17 protein-coding genes are annotated in these 16,742 nt (G+C 73.6%); 4 read left to right on the plus strand and 13 right to left on the minus strand.

Translation table 11 applies throughout. The annotated features are described in order from the left end of the window. Positions 1-56 precede the first annotated feature (56 nt). The 11 genes from ACP7TJ_RS26490 to ACP7TJ_RS26540 all read right to left on the minus strand — a co-directional run bounded on the left by ACP7TJ_RS26490 (position 57) and on the right by ACP7TJ_RS26540 (position 11,251). Positions 57-1,391 (minus strand): sulfate adenylyltransferase subunit 1, encoded by a 1,335-nt coding sequence (locus ACP7TJ_RS26490; protein ID WP_189908991.1) that lies wholly within the window; start codon positions 1,389-1,391, stop codon positions 57-59. Positions 1,392-1,393: 2 nt separating this feature from the next. Next, positions 1,394-2,332, minus strand: coding sequence for a sulfate adenylyltransferase subunit CysD (gene cysD / locus ACP7TJ_RS26495; RefSeq protein ID WP_167742314.1), 939 nt, complete (start codon positions 2,330-2,332; stop codon positions 1,394-1,396). Further along, positions 2,329-2,898: an adenylyl-sulfate kinase gene (gene cysC / locus ACP7TJ_RS26500; RefSeq protein ID WP_031020415.1), complete on the minus strand. Its 570-nt coding sequence runs from the start codon at positions 2,896-2,898 to the stop codon at positions 2,329-2,331. Before cysC ends, cysD begins: the two co-directional genes overlap by 4 nt. 5 nt (positions 2,899-2,903) lie before the next feature. Continuing rightward, on the minus strand, positions 2,904-3,614 hold the full coding sequence (locus ACP7TJ_RS26505; protein ID WP_167742313.1) for a phosphoadenylyl-sulfate reductase: 711 nt from the start codon (positions 3,612-3,614) through the stop codon (positions 2,904-2,906). Beyond that, on the minus strand, positions 3,611-3,790 hold the full coding sequence (locus ACP7TJ_RS26510) for a hypothetical protein (protein WP_093766183.1): 180 nt from the start codon (positions 3,788-3,790) through the stop codon (positions 3,611-3,613). Before ACP7TJ_RS26510 ends, ACP7TJ_RS26505 begins: the two co-directional genes overlap by 4 nt. Next, entirely contained in the window at positions 3,787-5,502 is a 1,716-nt protein-coding gene (locus ACP7TJ_RS26515) for a nitrite/sulfite reductase (RefSeq protein WP_093766182.1), read from the minus strand. Before ACP7TJ_RS26515 ends, ACP7TJ_RS26510 begins: the two co-directional genes overlap by 4 nt. Positions 5,503-5,662: 160 nt before the next feature. After that, the gene (locus tag ACP7TJ_RS26520) at positions 5,663-5,746 is read right to left on the minus strand and encodes a putative leader peptide (protein ID WP_310887545.1); all 84 of its coding nucleotides are present in this window, start codon (positions 5,744-5,746) and stop codon (positions 5,663-5,665) included. A 127-nt stretch (positions 5,747-5,873) separates the two neighbouring features. Then, on the minus strand, positions 5,874-6,446 hold the full coding sequence (locus ACP7TJ_RS26525) for a GNAT family N-acetyltransferase (protein ID WP_397629640.1): 573 nt from the start codon (positions 6,444-6,446) through the stop codon (positions 5,874-5,876). 71 nt (positions 6,447-6,517) lie between these two features. Next, the gene (locus ACP7TJ_RS26530) at positions 6,518-7,792 is read right to left on the minus strand and encodes a hypothetical protein (RefSeq protein WP_367559540.1); all 1,275 of its coding nucleotides are present in this window, start codon (positions 7,790-7,792) and stop codon (positions 6,518-6,520) included. 199 nt (positions 7,793-7,991) lie between these two features. Beyond that, positions 7,992-9,269 (minus strand): GAF domain-containing protein, encoded by a 1,278-nt coding sequence (locus ACP7TJ_RS26535; protein ID WP_380795854.1) that lies wholly within the window; start codon positions 9,267-9,269, stop codon positions 7,992-7,994. 350 nt (positions 9,270-9,619) lie between these two features. After that, on the minus strand, positions 9,620-11,251 hold the full coding sequence (locus ACP7TJ_RS26540) for an acyl-CoA dehydrogenase family protein (protein ID WP_266550073.1): 1,632 nt from the start codon (positions 11,249-11,251) through the stop codon (positions 9,620-9,622). 90 nt (positions 11,252-11,341) lie between these two features. Here ACP7TJ_RS26540 and ACP7TJ_RS26545 point away from each other — a divergent pair, with 90 nt between their 5' ends. Then, complete coding sequence (locus ACP7TJ_RS26545) at positions 11,342-12,502, plus strand: YihY/virulence factor BrkB family protein (RefSeq protein WP_093766178.1); 1,161 nt, start codon at positions 11,342-11,344, stop codon at positions 12,500-12,502. Between the two features lie 28 nt (positions 12,503-12,530). Here the strand turns inward: ACP7TJ_RS26545 and ACP7TJ_RS26550 are convergent, their stop codons facing one another. Beyond that, positions 12,531-13,370, minus strand: a complete 840-nt coding sequence (locus tag ACP7TJ_RS26550; RefSeq protein WP_220451477.1) for an NAD(P)H-binding protein — start codon at positions 13,368-13,370, stop codon at positions 12,531-12,533. A gap of 81 nt (positions 13,371-13,451) precedes the next feature. Here ACP7TJ_RS26550 and ACP7TJ_RS26555 point away from each other — a divergent pair, with 81 nt between their 5' ends. Then, positions 13,452-14,390, plus strand: a complete 939-nt coding sequence (locus ACP7TJ_RS26555) for an AraC family transcriptional regulator (RefSeq protein WP_189908996.1) — start codon at positions 13,452-13,454, stop codon at positions 14,388-14,390. A gap of 10 nt (positions 14,391-14,400) precedes the next feature. Beyond that, positions 14,401-15,114, plus strand: coding sequence for a helix-turn-helix domain-containing protein (locus tag ACP7TJ_RS26560; protein WP_427765874.1), 714 nt, complete (start codon positions 14,401-14,403; stop codon positions 15,112-15,114). 216 nt (positions 15,115-15,330) lie between these two features. Here ACP7TJ_RS26560 and ACP7TJ_RS26565 read toward each other — a convergent pair whose 3' ends face one another. Further along, positions 15,331-15,732 carry a VOC family protein gene (locus tag ACP7TJ_RS26565; RefSeq protein ID WP_427765877.1) on the minus strand — a complete coding sequence of 134 codons (402 nt, stop codon included), beginning with the start codon at positions 15,730-15,732 and terminating at the stop codon, positions 15,331-15,333. A gap of 198 nt (positions 15,733-15,930) precedes the next feature. On the opposite strand from ACP7TJ_RS26565, the gene ACP7TJ_RS26570 reads away from it, so the two are divergent. After that, complete coding sequence (locus ACP7TJ_RS26570; RefSeq protein ID WP_093766173.1) at positions 15,931-16,704, plus strand: SDR family oxidoreductase; 774 nt, start codon at positions 15,931-15,933, stop codon at positions 16,702-16,704. The last annotated feature ends 38 nt before the right edge of the window (positions 16,705-16,742 follow it).

Consider the following 16,742-nt stretch of genomic DNA (forward strand, 5'->3'; position numbering starts at 1 on the left):
GCCGGGCCGTCGGCGGGTTCAGAGCTGTACAGGTGCGGGGCGGGGCCGGCGGGCGGTCAGAAGTCCCACCCGTCGTCGTCCGCCTCGTCGTCGACCGGGTCGGGGGAGGCGAAGGACTCGCCGACCATGCCCGCGGTCAGCGTGGTCCCGTCGTTGGGGTCGATCAGGATGAACGACCCGGTGCGGCGGGAGTCGGCGTAGGTGTCGGCGGGCAGCGGTTCGGCGGTGCGGAGGGTGACGCGGCCGATGTCGTTGGCGGAGAGCCGGCCCGGGTGCGGGTGCAGGGACAGATCGTCCAGCGTGAGCCGGGACGGGATGTCCTTGACGATCGCCTTGACCGTGCGGGTGCCGTGCTTGAGCAGCACGCGGTGGCCGACCCTCAGCGGCTCGTCGGCGACGTGGCAGACGGTCGCCTCCAGGTCCTGCGTGGTGGCCGGGGCGTCCTTGGCCGGGACGATCAGGTCGCCGCGGGAGATGTCGATGTCGTCGGCGAGCAGCAGCGTCACCGACTGCGGCGTCCAGGCGACGTCGACGGGCTTGCCGAGCAGGTCGATGCCGGTGATCGTGGTCGAGCGGCCCGAGGGCAGCACGGTGATCTCGTCGCCGACCCGGAAGGTGCCGGCGGCGATCTGCCCGGCGTAGCCGCGGTAGTCGGGGTGCTCGGTGCTCTGCGGCCGGATCACGTACTGCACGGGCAGCCGGGCGTGGCAGCGGGTCAGGTCGTGGCTGACCGGCACGGTCTCCAGGTGCTCCAGCACGGTGGGGCCGCCGTACCAGTCCATGTGCGCGGACGGGTCCACCACGTTGTCGCCGACCAGCGCCGAGATCGGGATGGCGGTCACCTCGGGGACGCCCAGCTCGGTGGCGTAGGCGGTGAACTCCTCGGCGATCGCGGCGAACACCGGCTCCTGGTAGCCGGCCAGGTCCATCTTGTTCACGGCGAGCACCACGTGCGGCACCCGCAGCAGCGCGGCGATCGCCGCGTGCCGGCGGGTCTGCTCGACCACGCCGTTGCGGGCGTCGACCAGGATCACCGTCAGCTCGGCGGTCGAGGCGCCGGTGACCATGTTCCGCGTGTACTGCACATGGCCGGGGGTGTCGGCGAGGATGAACCGCCGCCGGGGCGTGGCGAAGTAACGGTACGCCACGTCGATCGTGATGCCCTGTTCCCGCTCGGCGCGCAGGCCGTCGGTGAGCAGCGCGAGGTCGGGGGCGTCCTGGCCACGGCTGGCGGAGACCCGCTCGACCGCCTCCAGCTGGTCGGCGAGCACCGACTTGGAGTCGTGCAGCAGCCGGCCCACCAGGGTGGACTTGCCGTCGTCGACGGAGCCGGCGGTGGCGAACCGCAGCAGGGTGGTGGCCGAGAGCTCCTCGGTCGTGATCGTGCTCATGCTTAGAAGTACCCCTCGCGCTTGCGGTCTTCCATCGCGGCCTCGGACAGCTTGTCGTCGGCGCGGGTGGCGCCGCGTTCGGTGAGCCGGGAGGCGGCGATCTCCGTGATCACCTTCTCGATGGTGTCGGCGTCGGAGTCGACCGCGCCGGTGCAGGACATGTCGCCGACGGTGCGGTAGCGCACCAGGCGCTTCTCGACCGTCTCGCCGTCCTTGGGGCCGCCCCACTCGCCGGCGGTGAGCCACATGCCGCCGCGCTGGAAGACCTCGCGCTCGTGCGCGTAGTAGATCTCGGGCAGTTCGATGTTCTCGCGGGCGATGTACTGCCACACGTCCAGCTCGGTCCAGTTGGACAGCGGGAACACGCGCACGTGCTCGCCGGGGGCGTGCCGGCCGTTGTACAGGTTCCACAGCTCGGGGCGCTGGCGGCGCGGGTCCCACTGGGAGAACTCGTCGCGCAGCGAGAACACCCGCTCCTTGGCGCGGGCCTTCTCCTCGTCGCGCCGGCCGCCGCCGAACACCGCGTCGAAGCCCTGCTCGCGGATGGTGTCCGTGAGCGGCACCGTCTGCAGCGGGTTGCGGGTGCCGTCCGGGCGCTCCTTGAGGACGCCGCGGTCGAGGTAGTCCTGCACGGAGGCGACGTGCAGCCGCAGCCCGTGCTCGGCGACCGTGCGGTCGCGGTAGTCGAGGACCTCGGGGAAGTTGTGCCCGGTGTCCACGTGGAGCAGCGCGAACGGCACCGGCGCGGGCGCGAACGCCTTCAGCGCCAGGTGCAGCATGACGATGGAGTCCTTGCCGCCGGAGAACAGGATCACCGGCTTCTCGAACTCACCCGCCACCTCGCGGAAGATGTGCACGGCCTCGGACTCGAGGGCGTCCAGGTGGGAGAGGGCGTACGGGCTGTCCGTACCCTCCTCGACGGTGGTGGCGGCGGTCGTCATGCCAGTCCCCTTTCGCTGAGCACGGCGTGAACGGCCGCCGCGGACTCCTGCACGGTCTGGTGCTGCGACTCGATGCGCAGATCGGGCTTCTCGGGCTCCTCGTACGGGTCGTCGACGCCGGTGAGCCCGGACAGCTCGCCCGCGGCCTGCTTGGCGTACAGGCCCTTCACGTCGCGGACGGAGCACACCTCCACCGGCGTCGCCACGTGCACCTCGACGTACGGGGTGCCGTTCGCCTCGTGCCGGGCCCGGACGGCCTCGCGGCTGTCGGCGTAGGGGGCGATCACCGGGACGAGCGCCAGCACGCCGTTGCGGGCGAGCAGTTCGGCGACGAAGCCGATGCGCTGCACGTTGGTGTGCCGGTCCTCGCGGCTGAAGCCGAGGCCCGCCGAGAGGAACTCGCGGATCTCGTCGCCGTCGAGCACCTCGGCCGGCCGGCCCTGTTCGCGCAGCCGGGCGGCGAGTTCGTGCGCGATGGTGGTCTTGCCCGCACTCGGCAGACCCGTGAGCCAGACGGTGGCTCCGGTCGTCACGTGGTTCTCCTGGTTCGTCGAAGGCGCGGTCATGGGGGTCAGCCGTGCAGTCCGCACTCGGTCTTGGCGCGGCCCGCCCAGCGGCCGGCGCGGGCGTCCTCGCCCTCCAGCACGCGGCGGGTGCAGGGGGCGCACCCCACGGAGGCGTAGCCGTCCGTCAGCAGCGGGTTGGTGAGGACGCCGTGTTCGGCGACGTAGGCGTCCACGTCGTCCTGGGTCCACCGGGCGATGGGGGAGATCTTCACCTTCCGGCGCTTCTCGTCCCAGCCGACGACGGGGGTGTCCGCCCGGGTCGGGGACTCGTCGCGGCGCAGGCCGGTCGCCCAGGCCAGATAGTCCTTCAGGCCCTCCTCCAGCGGCCGCACCTTGCGGAGCCTGCAGCACAGGTCGGGGTCGCGGTCGTGGAGCCTCGGCCCGTACTCGGCGTCCTGTTCGGCGACCGTCTGCCGGGGGGTGAGCGTGATGACGTTGACGTCCATCACGGCCTCCACGGCGTCCCGGGTGCCGATGGTCTCGGGGAAGTGGTAGCCGGTGTCGAGGAACACCACGTCCACCCCGGGCAGCGCCCGGGAGGCGAGGTGGGCGACCACCGCGTCCTCCATGGAGGAGGTCACGCAGAAGCGCCTGCCGAAGGTCTCGGCGGCCCAGGTGAGGATCTCCGGCGCGGAGGCGTCCTCCAGGTCCCGGCCCGCCTGCTCGGCCAGTTCCCGCAACTCGACGGTGCCGCGCTCGTCCGGAACGGCCGTCATGCCGGGTCCCCTCCCGTGTCGGATCGGTCCAGACCCCGGGCCAGCAGCCCGAGGAACGTCAGCCGGAAGGCGCGGTTGCAGGCCGCGCACTCCCAGGCGCCGTGCCCTTCCTCACTGGGGCGGAGGTCCTCGTCGCCGCAGTAGGGGCAGTAGAACGGCGCCGCGCGCTCGCTCACGACAGGGCCTCCTCGGAGGCGCGGGTGGCCCAGGACGCGAATCGCTCGCCGTCCTCGCGCTCCTCCTGGAAACGCTTCAGCACCCGCTCCACGTAGTCCGGCAGTTCGTCCGCGGTGACCTTCAGGCCGCGCACCTTGCGGCCGAAGCCGGCCTCCAGGCCGAGCGCGCCGCCGAGGTGCACCTGGTAGCCCTCGACCTGCTCGCCCTTGTCGTTCAGCACGAGCTGGCCCTTGAGACCGATGTCCGCCACCTGGATACGGGCGCAGGCGTTGGGGCAGCCGTTGAGGTTGATGGTGATCGGCTCGTCGAACTCCGGCATGCGCCGCTCCAGTTCGTCGATCAGCGAGGCGCCGCGCGCCTTGGTCTCGACGATGGCGAGCTTGCAGAACTCGATGCCGGTGCAGGCCATGGTGCCGCGCCGGAACGGCGAGGGGCGGGCGCTGAGGTCCAGCGCCTCCAGGGACTCCACCAGGGAGTCGACCTGGGACTCCTCGACGTCGAGAATGATCATCTTCTGTTCGACGGTGGTGCGCACCCGGCCCGAGCCGTGCGCCTCGGCGATGTCCGCGATCTTGGTGAGGGTGGCGCCGTCGACCCGGCCGACGCGCGGCGCGAAGCCGACGTAGTAGCGGCCGTCCTTCTGGCGGTGCACCCCGATGTGGTCGCGCCACCGCGACACCGGCTCGGCGGGCGCCGGACCGTCGGTCAGCCTGCGCTTCAGGTACTCGTCCTCCAGCACCTGACGGAACTTCTCCGCGCCCCAGTCGGCGACCAGGAACTTCAGTCGCGCCCGGTTGCGCAGCCGGCGGTAGCCGTAGTCGCGGAAGATGGACAGGACGCCCTCGTAGACGTCGGGCACGTCCTCGACGGGCACCCAGGCGCCGAGCCGCACGCCCAGCTTGGGGTTGGTGGACAGGCCGCCGCCGACCCACAGGTCGAAACCGGGCCCGTGCTCGGGGTGGCGGACGCCGACGAACGCCACGTCGTTGATCTCGTGCACCACGTCGAGCACCGGCGAGCCGGAGATGGCCGTCTTGAACTTGCGGGGCAGGTTCGAGTACGCCTTGTTGCCCAGGACGCGGCGCTTCATCTCCTCCAGCGCCGGGGTGCCGTCGATGATCTCGTCCTCGGCGATGCCCGCGACGGGAGAGCCGATCATCACGCGGGGCGTGTCGCCGCAGGCGGTGACCGTGGACAGGCCGACGGCCTCCAGGCGGTCCCAGATCTCGGGCACGTCCTCGATGCGGATCCAGTGGTACTGGACGTTCTGACGGTCCGTGATGTCCGCGGTGCCGCGCGCGAACTCCTGCGAGATCTCGCCGACGACGCGCAGCTGCCGCGTGGTCAGCGCGCCGCCGTCGATGCGCACCCGCAGCATGAAGTACGTGTCGTCCAGCTCCTCCGGCTCCAGGACCGCGGTCTTGCCGCCGTCGATCCCGGGCTTGCGCTGGGTGTAGAGGCCCCACCACCGCATGCGGCCGCGCAGGTCGCTGGGATCGATCGAGTCGAAGCCCCGCTTGGAGTAGATCGTCTCAATGCGTGTCCGCACATTGAGACCGTCGTCGTCCTTCTTGACCTGCTCGTTGCCGTTGAGCGGGGTGAAGTGCCCCGCGGCCCACTGTCCCTCTCCGCGGTGACGGCTCGCCCTGCGGCGGGGGGTCGCGGTGGCAGGCTGCTGCGCGGCGGCAGGCTTCTGCGGGGTGGCGGCCATGGTTGATACGTCCTTCGGGACAGCGGTGGATGGTCTCTCGGCGCGAGGCGCCATGCCGGCGGAGCGGCTCTGACCTGCGCTTACGCGCACGCGGGCAGAGTTGTGCGCGTCCTTGCGCAGCAAAGGAAGGGAGAGGGGTGTCGGGCGCTGCTGGGTGCTCTCAGCGCGCCGGACAGATGGCGCTGGACATGCGGCCGAGGTCGACGTGCCGCCGACTCACCAAGGCGATTCCAGTTCCAGGCATGACGGAAGCGTGGCACGGCGAAATGGAGGCAGTCCACCGTCATCCGAAATGTGGACACCCTTGTCTCGTTATACGAGACAAGGGTGTCCTTGGTCACACGCGGTGCGAGCCGTCTTGCCGGAGCCGCTCAGGCGGAGTAGGCCCCCGGCCACGGGCCCGGCGTGGCCACCTCCGGCTCGTCCTCCACCGTGGTGTCGAACAGCCGGAAACCCCGCCGCAGATAGTTGTCCAGGGCGTGCTCGCCGTCCTTGCTGCAGGTGTGCAGCCACACCCGCGCGGTCGGCTTCACCTCCGGCCGGCGGTCCGCCAGGTCCCAGGCGCGCGCCACGCCGTACGACAGCAGATGACCGCCGATGCGCCGGCCGCGGAAGGCGGGCAGCAGCCCGAAGTAGAGGATCTCCACGACCCCCTCGTCCTGCGCCTCCAACTCCACGTACCCGGCCGGGGTGCCGCGGTCGTAGGCGACCCACGTCTCCACGCCGGGCCGCTCCAGATGCTCCTGCCACCGCGCGTACGTCCAGCCCAGCCGGTCGGTCCAGCGGATGTCGCCGCCCACCGACGCGTACAGGAACCGGCTGAACTCGGGGGAGGGCACCTCGGAGCGGACCACGCGCACGTCCCCCTCGGGCACGGCGGCCGGACGGAGATCGGTGGGCGCGGTCTGCTCCAGGGACCAGGTGGTCACGGAGAGGGTCGTCATGTCCGAAAGACAACCATCCGCCGCCCGTCCGTGTCGAACGCCTGCCCACAGGCCGGACACCCGTGGGTCCGCTACCGCTCCAGCGCCTCGTCGACCGCGGCGAGCGGCAGCGCGAACAGCATCCGCCCCGACTGCGCCCACACGTCCCCGGTCGCCTGCCAGTACGACAGGGACGTCGCGGGACCGCTCCAGCAGCGGTACGTCTCGTCCGCGCCGCAGCGCACCGGGCTCGCGCCCTTCGCGTCCTGCCGCCACAGCGTGCCGCGCTCCTCCGGCGCGCCCGCGGCACGGCTGACGTACCAGTCCGAGCGGTGCGCCAGCACCCCGCGCACGTCCGTCAGTTCGGTCGCGTACACCTCGACCGGATCCGTCCGCAGCAGCGCGCCGCGCTCCGGGCGGGGACCGAACGCGTACCGCCACAGCCGGGTCGGGCCCTCCTCGCCGGGGGCCGTCGCCTCGTGCGCCACCAGGCTGTCGGGCGCGGTGCTGCGGTCCAGGGCGATCCCGCCGGGCCGCGGCGCGCCGGCGCCCGCCGTCCCGTAGGAGGCGACCGCCGGCAGGACGTACCGGGCGCCCGCCGCCGACCAGCCGCCGGGCACCCGCCCCACGGCCCGGGCGTCCACCGAGGCCCGCTGCACCCGGTCCAGGTCGTACACGTACAGTGCGCCGCCCTCGCCCCGGCCCGCGGTGACGAGCAGCTTGTCCTGGTACCAGACCATGCCCGACACGTCGGAGCCCAGCCCGCGGAAGTCCCGTCCGCCGTCCTCCGGCACGGCGAGCAGCGCCCAGGTGTAGCGCGGCGCCCGGTCGTCGTCGGCGGCCACGAAGGCGATCCGCGCGAGCCCCTGTTCGGCGGGCGTGCCGGAGCTGCGGGTCCACCCGGAGAGGATCACCCGGTGCGGGCCCCAGCGGCCGTCCTCGTCGGCGTCCCCGGAGGTGGTGACCGCGCCGGCCCGCCAGCCGTCGGTGTCCCGCTCGGGCCAGCAGTACGCCGTGGTCACGGCCGGCTCGACGGGCAGCGCCCGCCGGTCGTCGTCCGTGCAGTCGTCGGCGTCCTTCAGCGCCCCGTCCGGGTCGGCGAGCACGGCGCCCACGCCCACGGCGGGGCCCATCGACGCGGCGAGACGGTTCAGTTCGGCGCCGGGGACGGCGTGTTCGGTCAGCCGCAGCGGCGCGGTGTCGGCGGCCGCGGTGAGCGGCTTCAGGGCGCCGGGGTCGTCGGCGTCGGTGGCCTGCGAGGTGCTGATCATGGTGGCGGCCGCGGTGAGCGCCAGGGCCGTACCGGCCAGCGTGGCGCGCAGCGCCCTGCCTCTGCGGCGCCGGCGATGTCTGCCGCGATGCTTCATGACGTCCTCCCGAGCAAACCAACTGCGTCCGGTGATCCCCGGGTTGACCGTGGAGCAGATGGGACGGCCCGTCCCCGGATGCTACGACAGCCGGACACCGTACGGGACGAAGACCCTGCAATTTCACGCGCGGACCGCCCGAGGGCACGTACCCACGTACAGATGTACCCCGTCGGCGCGGCGGTTTCCGGCCAGATCCTCAGCGCGGGCCGCGCACCAGGCCCGGGGCGGACCCCGTGCGCGGGAAGAGGTCCCCGGGACTGTCCGGCAGCACCACCTCCACCTCGGCGGACTCCGTGAAGCGGTACGGCCGGTGCTCCAGCAGCGCCCCCAGATAACGCCGTACGCGGGACATCTCCGCGCGGACCGTCACCGTGCGGGCCGGGTCGCCGAACACGTCACGGGCCAGATCGGCGGCGCTGCGGCCCGCACGGTGCACGGCCAGCAGATACAGCAACTCGGCGTGCCGAGGGCTCAGTTCACGGGTCCACGAGCCGGCCCCGTCGGACACCCGCACCGACCGCCGGCCCGGCCCGCCCAGGTCCAGCACGATCCGCGCGGCGGGACGCGGCGACGGCTCGTCCGCCGCCCGCACCAGCCAGCCCCCGGCGAGCGGTTCCAGCGTGCACCGCCCCAGCGCCGGCAGCCACCGCTGGCCCGCGGACACCGACTTGGGCAGCGCCAGCCGCTCCGTGTACGGCATCCCGGTCACCGCCGCCGTCCACCCGTGCCGGTCGACGACCAGCGCCCGTCCGTCGGTCCGGGACAGCACCGGCGCCGCCACCGCCCGCAGCCTCTCCAGCGACCGCACGTGCATCTCCCGCAGCCGCGCCTCGGCCAGCTTCGCCACCGAGTCCACCCACGCCAGCGTCGCCGGGTGCATGGTCTCCAGCGGGCCGCTCACGTCGACCACGCCGATCAGCCGCCCGTCCCGCGGGTCGGTGACGGGCGCGCCCGAGCAGGTCCAGGTGGCGTGCGACCGTACGAAGTGCTCGGAGGCGAAGACCTGCACGGGGCGTCCGGTCACCGCGGGCGTGCCCACCCCGTTGGTGCCGACGACGTCCTCCCGCCAGTCCGCGCCGACCTCGAAGCCCAGCCCGTCCGCCTTGCGCAGCACCGGCGCGCTGCCCTCCCGCCACAGCACCCGGCCCTCGTCGTCGGCCACCACCATGATGTGGCGGGCGACGTCCGCGACCGACAACAGCCCCTCGCGCAGCACCGGCAGCACATGCCTCAGCGGCGAGGCCTCCCGGCGCCGGCGCACCTCGTCCATCGACAGCAGCCCGCTGCGCCGGCCGTGGTCCGGGTCCACCCCGCTGCGCAGCACCCGCTCCCAGGACTGCCCGATCACCGGGCGGGGAGGAACGGGCGCGGGCCGCCCCGACAGCGCGGCGGAACGGACCTCGTCGAGCACGCGCGCCGCGCGCACGGTGTCGACGGCGGCCAGATGCGACACGTCCATCGGCGAGAGCGCCACCGGACCTCCCGGGAGTAAACCTGTCGGACCCCAATACTGCCGTCTGCCCCCGATGAGGACGCTCAGTACCGGCACGGGGACAGCACGTTGCAACCCCCTGCAACTCTGGTGACAGAAGCGCTCACTGTCCGAAACTCGAACGACGCCGTCCCGAGCGGCGTGCACGGCTCTTCGGGAGTCCGTGGCGGCGGGGGTGGTGCCGTGTCGGCGCAGCACCACCCCCGCGGCATGCCTGCGGCAGCTGGGCGGTGCGCGGCACGGGGTGCGGCTTGATGCGCGTCGGCGGGTGCGCGTCCGTCGTGGCTGGTCGCGCAGTTCCCCGCGCCCCTTGGGCGCTCGGGTCAAGGGCCTCAGGACACCGGGCGGGCGCGCTCCACGACCGACGTCAGGTCCAGCGTGGGCGGCAGTGTCCCGAACGCGGCGCCCGCGTCGCCGCCCAGCCGCCCCGCGCAGAACGCGTCCGCGACCTCCGGCGGCGCGTGCCGCACCAGCAGCGACCCCTGCAGCACCAGCGCCAGCCGCTCCGTCAGCCGCCGCGCCCGCCCCTCGACGCCCTCCAGGTCCGCCAGGTCGGTCAGCAGGTCCTTGATCGCCGCGTCCAGCCGGTGGTCCGCCCCGCGCGCCCGGCCGACCTCCCGCAGATAGGCGTCCAGCGTCGCCGGGTCCCGCAGCGCCCGCAGCACGTCGAGCGCCTGCACATTGCCCGCGCCCTCCCAGACCGAGTTCAGCGGCGACTCCCGCACCAGCCGGGGCATCCCCGACTCCTCCACGTAGCCGTTGCCGCCGAGGCACTCCGCCGCCTCCACCGCGACCGGCGCGCACCGCTTCGTCACCCAGTACTTCGCCGCCGGCACCGCGATCCGCAGCAGCGCCCGCTCCTGCTCGCCGCCGTCGTCGTACGCCGCCGCCAGCCGCAGCGCCAGCGTCGTCGCCGCCTCCGACTCCAGCGCCAGATCGGCCAGCACGTTGCGCATCAGCGGCTTGTCCAGCAGCTTCCCGCCGAACGCCGCCCGGTGCGCGCAGTGGTGCACCGCCTGCGCCACGGCCTGCCGCATCAGCCCCGCCGAGCCCAGCACGCAGTCCAGCCGCGTGGCCGCCACCATCCCGATGATGGTGCGCACCCCGCGCCCCTCCTCGCCGACCCGGCGCGCCCACGTGCCGTCGAACTCGACCTCGGCGGAGGCGTTGGAACGGTTGCCCAGCTTGTCCTTGAGCCGCTGCAGGGCGAACACGTTGCGGCTGCCGTCCTCCAGCACCCGCGGCACCAGGAAACACGTCAGCCCGCCGGGCGCCTGCGCCAGCACCAGGAAGGCGTCCGACATCGGCGCCGAGCAGAACCACTTGTGCCCGGTCAGCGCGTACGTCCCGTCCTCGGCCAGCGGCCGCGCGGCCGTCGTGTTCGCCCGGACGTCGCTGCCGCCCTGCTTCTCGGTCATCCCCATCCCGAAGAGCGCGCCGGGCTTCTGACCGGCGGGCCGCAGGGCGCGGTCGTAGACCATCGACGTCAGCCGGGGCTCCCACACGGCGGCCAGCTCCGGGTCGGTGCGCAGCGCGGGCACCGCCGCGTGCGTCATCGACAGCGGGCAGCAGTTGCCCGCCTCCACCTGCGTCCACATCAGGAAGGCCGCCGCCCGGCGCACATGCCCGCCGGGCCGGCCCCAGGCCGCCGTCAGGCCCGCCGAGACGCCCTTGCCGAGCAGCCGGTGCCAGGCCGGGTGGAAGTCGACCTCGTCGATCCGGTGGCCGTACCGGTCGTGGGTGCGCAGCCGCGGCGGGTTCTCGTTCGCCTGCACCCCCCACTCCTGCACCTGCGCGGACCCGCACGTGTGCCCCAGCGCCGACAGCTCCGCGAGCCCGTCCTCCCGGGCCTCGGCCGTCAGGTGCCGCTCGACCGCCTCCGCCAGGGCCCGGTCCGAGCCGAACACGTCGTACTGGACGAGCGGCGGAACCTGGTTGGTCACGGTGTGCGTGATGCCTGCCATGAGGCGAACCTACCCCGCCCCCCGCCCCGCCTCACGCGAGGACCGGGCCTGTGGGTGAGTGGCGCCGTGCGTGGCGGATACCTTTGGTTCGTGCAGCCAGCAAGTGATTCCCCAGACGCGCCCTCCGGTCGCCTCCACCGGGCCCGTGCCCTGTACCGGAACGTGTCCAAACGCAGGACGGCCTGGCTGCTGCTCAAGGACACCGTCAACTCGTGCATGGAGTACCGCATCCTGGGCCTGGCGGCCGAGGCGGCGTTCTTCACGCTGCTGTCGGTGCCCCCGCTGCTGCTCAGCCTGATCGGCCTGCTCGGCTACGTCGACGCCTGGACCGGCGCGGACACCATCCAGAGCGTGCAGCGCAACCTCCTGGACGCCTCCCGCACGGTGCTGTCCGACCGGGGCGTCACGGAGATCGCCGAGCCGATCCTCAGAGACGTCACCAAGGGCGGCCGGCCCGACGTGATCTCCCTCGGCTTCCTGATCGCCGTCTGGTCCGGGTCCCGCGCCGTGAACGTCTTCATCGACACCATCACCGTCATGTACGGCCTCGACGGCGTCCGGGGCATCGTCAGGACCCGGCTGCTCTCCTTCCTGCTGTTCATCGTGGCCCTGCTGATCGGCTCGGTCGCGCTGCCGCTGATGGTCGCGGGACCGGACGCGGTGGTGGACGTCGTGCCCTGGTCGACGACGCTCGTGCAGATCCTCTACTGGCCGGTCGTCATCCTGCTCTCCGTGGCCTTCCTGACCACGCTCTACCACGTGTCCGTGCCCGTGCGGTCCCCGTGGATCGAGGACGTGCCGGGCGCGCTGGTCGCCCTCGCCATGTGGGTGCTCGGCAGCTTCCTGCTGCGCATCTACCTCACCAACACCGTCGAGGGCCCCACCATCTACGGCTCCCTCGCGGCGCCCGTGGCCGTGCTGCTGTGGATCGGCGTGTCCGCGTTCGCCGTGCTCGTCGGCGCGGCCGTCAACGCGGCCATCGACCGGGTGTGGCCGGCCGCCGCCACCGCCGCGGCCCGCGAGGCCAACGAGCGGCAGCGGCAGGCGCAGGTCGCCGAGTACGTCGCCCGCACCACGGCGTCCGGGGACGCGGACCCCGACATGCCCTCCGAGTTCCCCGAACGCTGGTCGCGCTTCCTGCCCCCCGAGGACGTCACGGCCCGCCTCCGCACCCACTCCAAGTCCGTCCAGCCCCGCGACGTGAACGGGAACGGGGACGGGCCGGGTCACGACGACAAGCGCCGCGACTGACCTGCCGGGGGGGCGGACCTCCGGGAGGTCACTCCTTCCAGGCCCCGTCCGCCGCGGCCTCCCGCACGACGTCGGAGAAGTCCCGCGGCTCCCGGCCCAGCACCCGCCGCACCCCGTCCTCCACGCGCGCGTTGCGCCCGTCGAGCAGGGTCGCGAACACCTCGACGAGGAACGCGGCCTCCTCGTCCGGCACCCCGAACCCGGTCAGCGTCTCCCGGTAGGCGTCCGCCCGCACCGCCCGGTACGTCAGCGCACGTCCCGTCGCCTCCGAGACCTCGGCCACCGCCTCCGCCCAGGTGAGCAGCCGCGGTCCGGTCACGGTCAGCGTCCGCCCCGCGTACCGCTCCCCGCCGGCCAGCGCGGCCACCACCACGTCCGCGACGTCCCGCACGTCGACGAACGGCTCCGCCACCTCGCCCGCCGGGAACACCAGCTCCCCGCGGCGCAGCTCCCCGGCCAGCGGTCCCTCGCCGAAGTTCTGCGCGAACCACGCCGACCGCACCACCGTCCAGTCCGCGCCGGACGCCCGCAGCGCCTCCTCCGTGGGCAGCGCCTGGTCCTCCCCCCGCGCGGACAGCAGCACCAGCCGCCGCACCCCCACGCCCAGGGCGGCCGCCGCCAGCTCGCCGACCGCCTCGGCCGTCCCCGGCGCGCCCACGTCGGCCGGGTGCACCAGATAGGCCGCGTCGGCCCCGCGCAGCGCGCCCTCCCACGTCGCGCGGTCCGCCCAGTCGAAGCCGGTCGCCCGCGACGCGGGACGCACCGTCATCCCGGCCGCCCGAGCGGCCCGCGCCACCCGGCTCCCGGTCCGCCCCGAGGCCCCGGTGACCACCAGTGTCATGTCGTTCGTACGTGTCGTCCCGTTCATGCCTCCGAGTCAACTGCCGTTCCACGCCCGGAACCATCGTCGAACGGCGCGCCCGCATACGCCCGCGTCTACGCTGGCCCCATGGACGCACTCACCGGCCTGCTGGAGGGTCCCCGCGCCCGCGGCGCGTTCATGATCCGGGCGTGCTTCGACCCGCCGTGGGCGGTGCGGGTGGAGGACCGCGCCCCGCTGACGGTGATGCTCGTCGTTCGTGGCGACGCCTGGCTGCTGCCCGACCGGGGCGAACGGATCCGGCTGCGCGCCGGCGACCTCGCCGTCGCCCGCGGCCCCGACCCCTACACCTGCGCCGACGCCCCCGGCACCCCGCCGCAGGCGCTGATCCTGCCCGGCGGCGACTGCCACTATCCCGACGGACGGCCCCTCAACGGCTCGATGGACCTCGGCGTCCGCACCTGGGGCGACCGGCCCGACGGCGAGACCGTGCTGCTCATCGGCGCCTACCAGATGCGCGGCGAGATCGGCGGCCGGCTGCTGGACGCGCTGCCGCCGCTGCTCTCCCTCGGCGCCGACGTGTGGGAGTGCCCGCTCACCCCGCTGCTGACGCAGGAGGTCACGCGGGACGCACCCGGCCAGGAGGTCGTCCTGGACCGGCTGCTCGACCTTCTCGTCATCGCCGCCCTGCGGGCCTGGTTCGCACGCCCCGAGGCGGAGCCGCCCGCCTGGTACGAGGCCCTGTCCGACCCGGTCGTCGGCCCGGTGCTGCGGCTCCTCCAGGACGACCCGGCCCGCCCCTGGACCGTCGCCGGGCTCGCCGAGAAGGCCGGCGTCTCCCGGGCCGCCCTCGCCCGCCGCTTCACCCGGCTCGTCGGCGAACCCCCGATGTCCTACCTCACCGGCTGGCGGCTCGCCCTCGCCGCCGACCGGCTGCGCGACACCGACGACACCCTCGCCGCCCTCGCCCGCCAGGTCGGCTACAGCAGCGCCTTCGCCCTCTCCACGGCGTTCAAACGGGCCTACGGCGTCAGTCCGCAGGAGTGGCGGAACCGGGCCGCCGCGTAGCCTGGACCCCGTGTACAGGGAGCGCGCGTCACGGCTGCCGGGCGCGGCCGTGTGGACCAGCACCCCCTCCGGCGACGACGGGCCGGGCCGGGTGCTGCCCGACGGCTGCATGGACCTGCTGTGGCACGACGGCCGCCTGCTGGTCGCGGGCCCCGACACCCACGCCCACGTCGACGGGGGAGCGGCCGGCCCCTGGGCAGGGATCCGTTTCCACCCCGGCACCGCGCCCACCCTGCTGGGCGTGCCCGCCCACGCACTGCGTGACCGCCGCGTGGAGCTGGCCGACCTGTGGCCGGCGGCGGAGGTGCGGCACGCGACCGCCCGCGTGCACGCGGCGCACCACCCGGCGCGCGGTCTGGAGGACGTCGCCCTCCGCCTGGCCGCGTCGGCCGCCCCGCCCGACCCGCTGCTGACCCGCCTGGTCGCGGCCCTCGACGCGGGCCGCCCGGTCGCCGGGACCGCCGACGAACTCGGTCTGGGAGCACGCCAGTTGCACCGCCGTTCGCTCACCGCGTTCGGCTACGGCCCGAAGACCCTGGCCCGCATCCTCCGGATGCGCCGCGCCCTGGCCCTGGCCCGCTCGGGCGTCCCCTTCGCCGAGACCGCGATCCGCGTCGGCTACGCGGACCAGCCCCATCTGTCACGCGAGGTACGGAGCTTGACGGGGGTGGCGCTGCGGGAGCTCGTGCCGCCCGGTCCGCCGGTCCGCCGGGCCTGCCCCTAGGGTCTCTCGTTTGGATCATCCCGTCGTCGCGGGGTCTGGCACGCACTCCCCCACTGCCCTGAACGGGCGTGGGGGCACCCCCAGCGGCGTTGTCGTCGGTTGCCAACGCTCCGCGTTGACGCCCTCCTCCGCCTTGCAGCTGCACGCACCGGACCCCGCTCGGGTCGGCCGAAGACGCACCGCGCCTCACCGCCAGCCTGATCCAAACGAAAGACCCTAGTCGCCCGCGGGGAGCGGGGCGAACAGGTCCACCCCGTTGCCGTCCGGGTCGAGCACGACGGCGTACCGCTGCCCCCACACCGCGTCCCACGGTTTCAGCTCGGCACGGGCGCCGGACTCCACCAGCTCCGCGAACAGCGCGTCGACCTCCGCGGGGCTGTCGCACCGCACGGCCAGGGAGGTGCGGCCCCCGTCCGACGGCGGCCACCACCCCGGGTGGAACGACCGGACCGTCTCCTCGGTGTCCAGCATCAACCGCATCCCGCCCGGCAGTTCCGCCTCCACATGTCCCTCCGCCTCGGCCCCTTCCGGGAACGCAGGACCGAGCCGCCGGTAGAAGGCGACGGAGGCGGCCATGTCCGAGACGACCATTCCGATGGCATCGAATCGTGTGCTCATGCGGCCGACGGTAGGGCGGGGGCGGCCGGGGTGTCTTGAACGAATCGGACACGGGGCCCGGCGGAGGGTATAGGCGCCGCCTATACCCTCCGCTCACTTTTCGTCTTTGATTCTCGTTTCGCGGCGCGCGTACGGTCTTCTCATTCCGCGGAATCGTCCACCTCCGCGGAATTCCCCCTTCGAGGAAAGGACCTTCGCATGTCCACCGCACCGCGGAACGAAACGGCCGCCGGAACGCCCGAGCTCACCGGAAAGCGGGCCCTGGTCACGGGCGGCACCCGCGGCATCGGGGCGGCCGTCGTGCGCCGGCTCCTCGACGCGGGCGCCGATGTGCTCACCACCGCCCGCTCGGCCTCCGGCACCGTGCCGGAAGGGGCCCGGTTCACGGCGGCCGACGTGCGGACCCGCGAGGGCGCGGAGGCGCTCGCGGAGGCCGTGCGGGACGGGCTCGGCGGCGTGGACATCGTCGTCCACAACGCGGGCGGCGCCACCCCGCACCCCGGCGCGCTGGCCATCCCGGACGCGGAATGGCAGGACGCGCTGGACCTCAACTACCTGTCGGCGGTGCGGCTGGACGCGCTGCTCGCGCCGGGGATGCGGGAGCGGCGCGCGGGGGCGATCGTGCACGTGTCGTCGGCCGTGGTGCCGGTTCCCGGTCCGCTGTTCCTGCACTACACGGCGGCCAAGGCGGCCCTGGAGAACTACAGCCGCGGTCTGGCCGCCGAGCTGGCCCCCGACGGCGTCCGGGTCAACGTCGTGACCCCGGGCCGCACCGCCACCCCCGGCGGCGAGGAGACGCGCAGGCAGTGGGCCGCCCTGAGCGACACCACCGGCGCCACGGCGACCCCGCCGCTCGGCCGCGAGGGCCTGCCGGACGACATCGCCCACGCGGTGCTGTACCTGGTCTCCGACCGGGCGAGCTGGGTCACCGGCACGAATCTCGTGGTGGACGGCGGGGAATTCCCGCGATGAATTCCTGCGATGAGTTACCGTGGTGCGATTCCCGGTCC

Source organism: Streptomyces sp. DSM 41931 (assembly GCF_050271085.1).
GTDB lineage: Bacteria > Actinomycetota > Actinomycetes > Streptomycetales > Streptomycetaceae > Streptomyces > Streptomyces albogriseolus.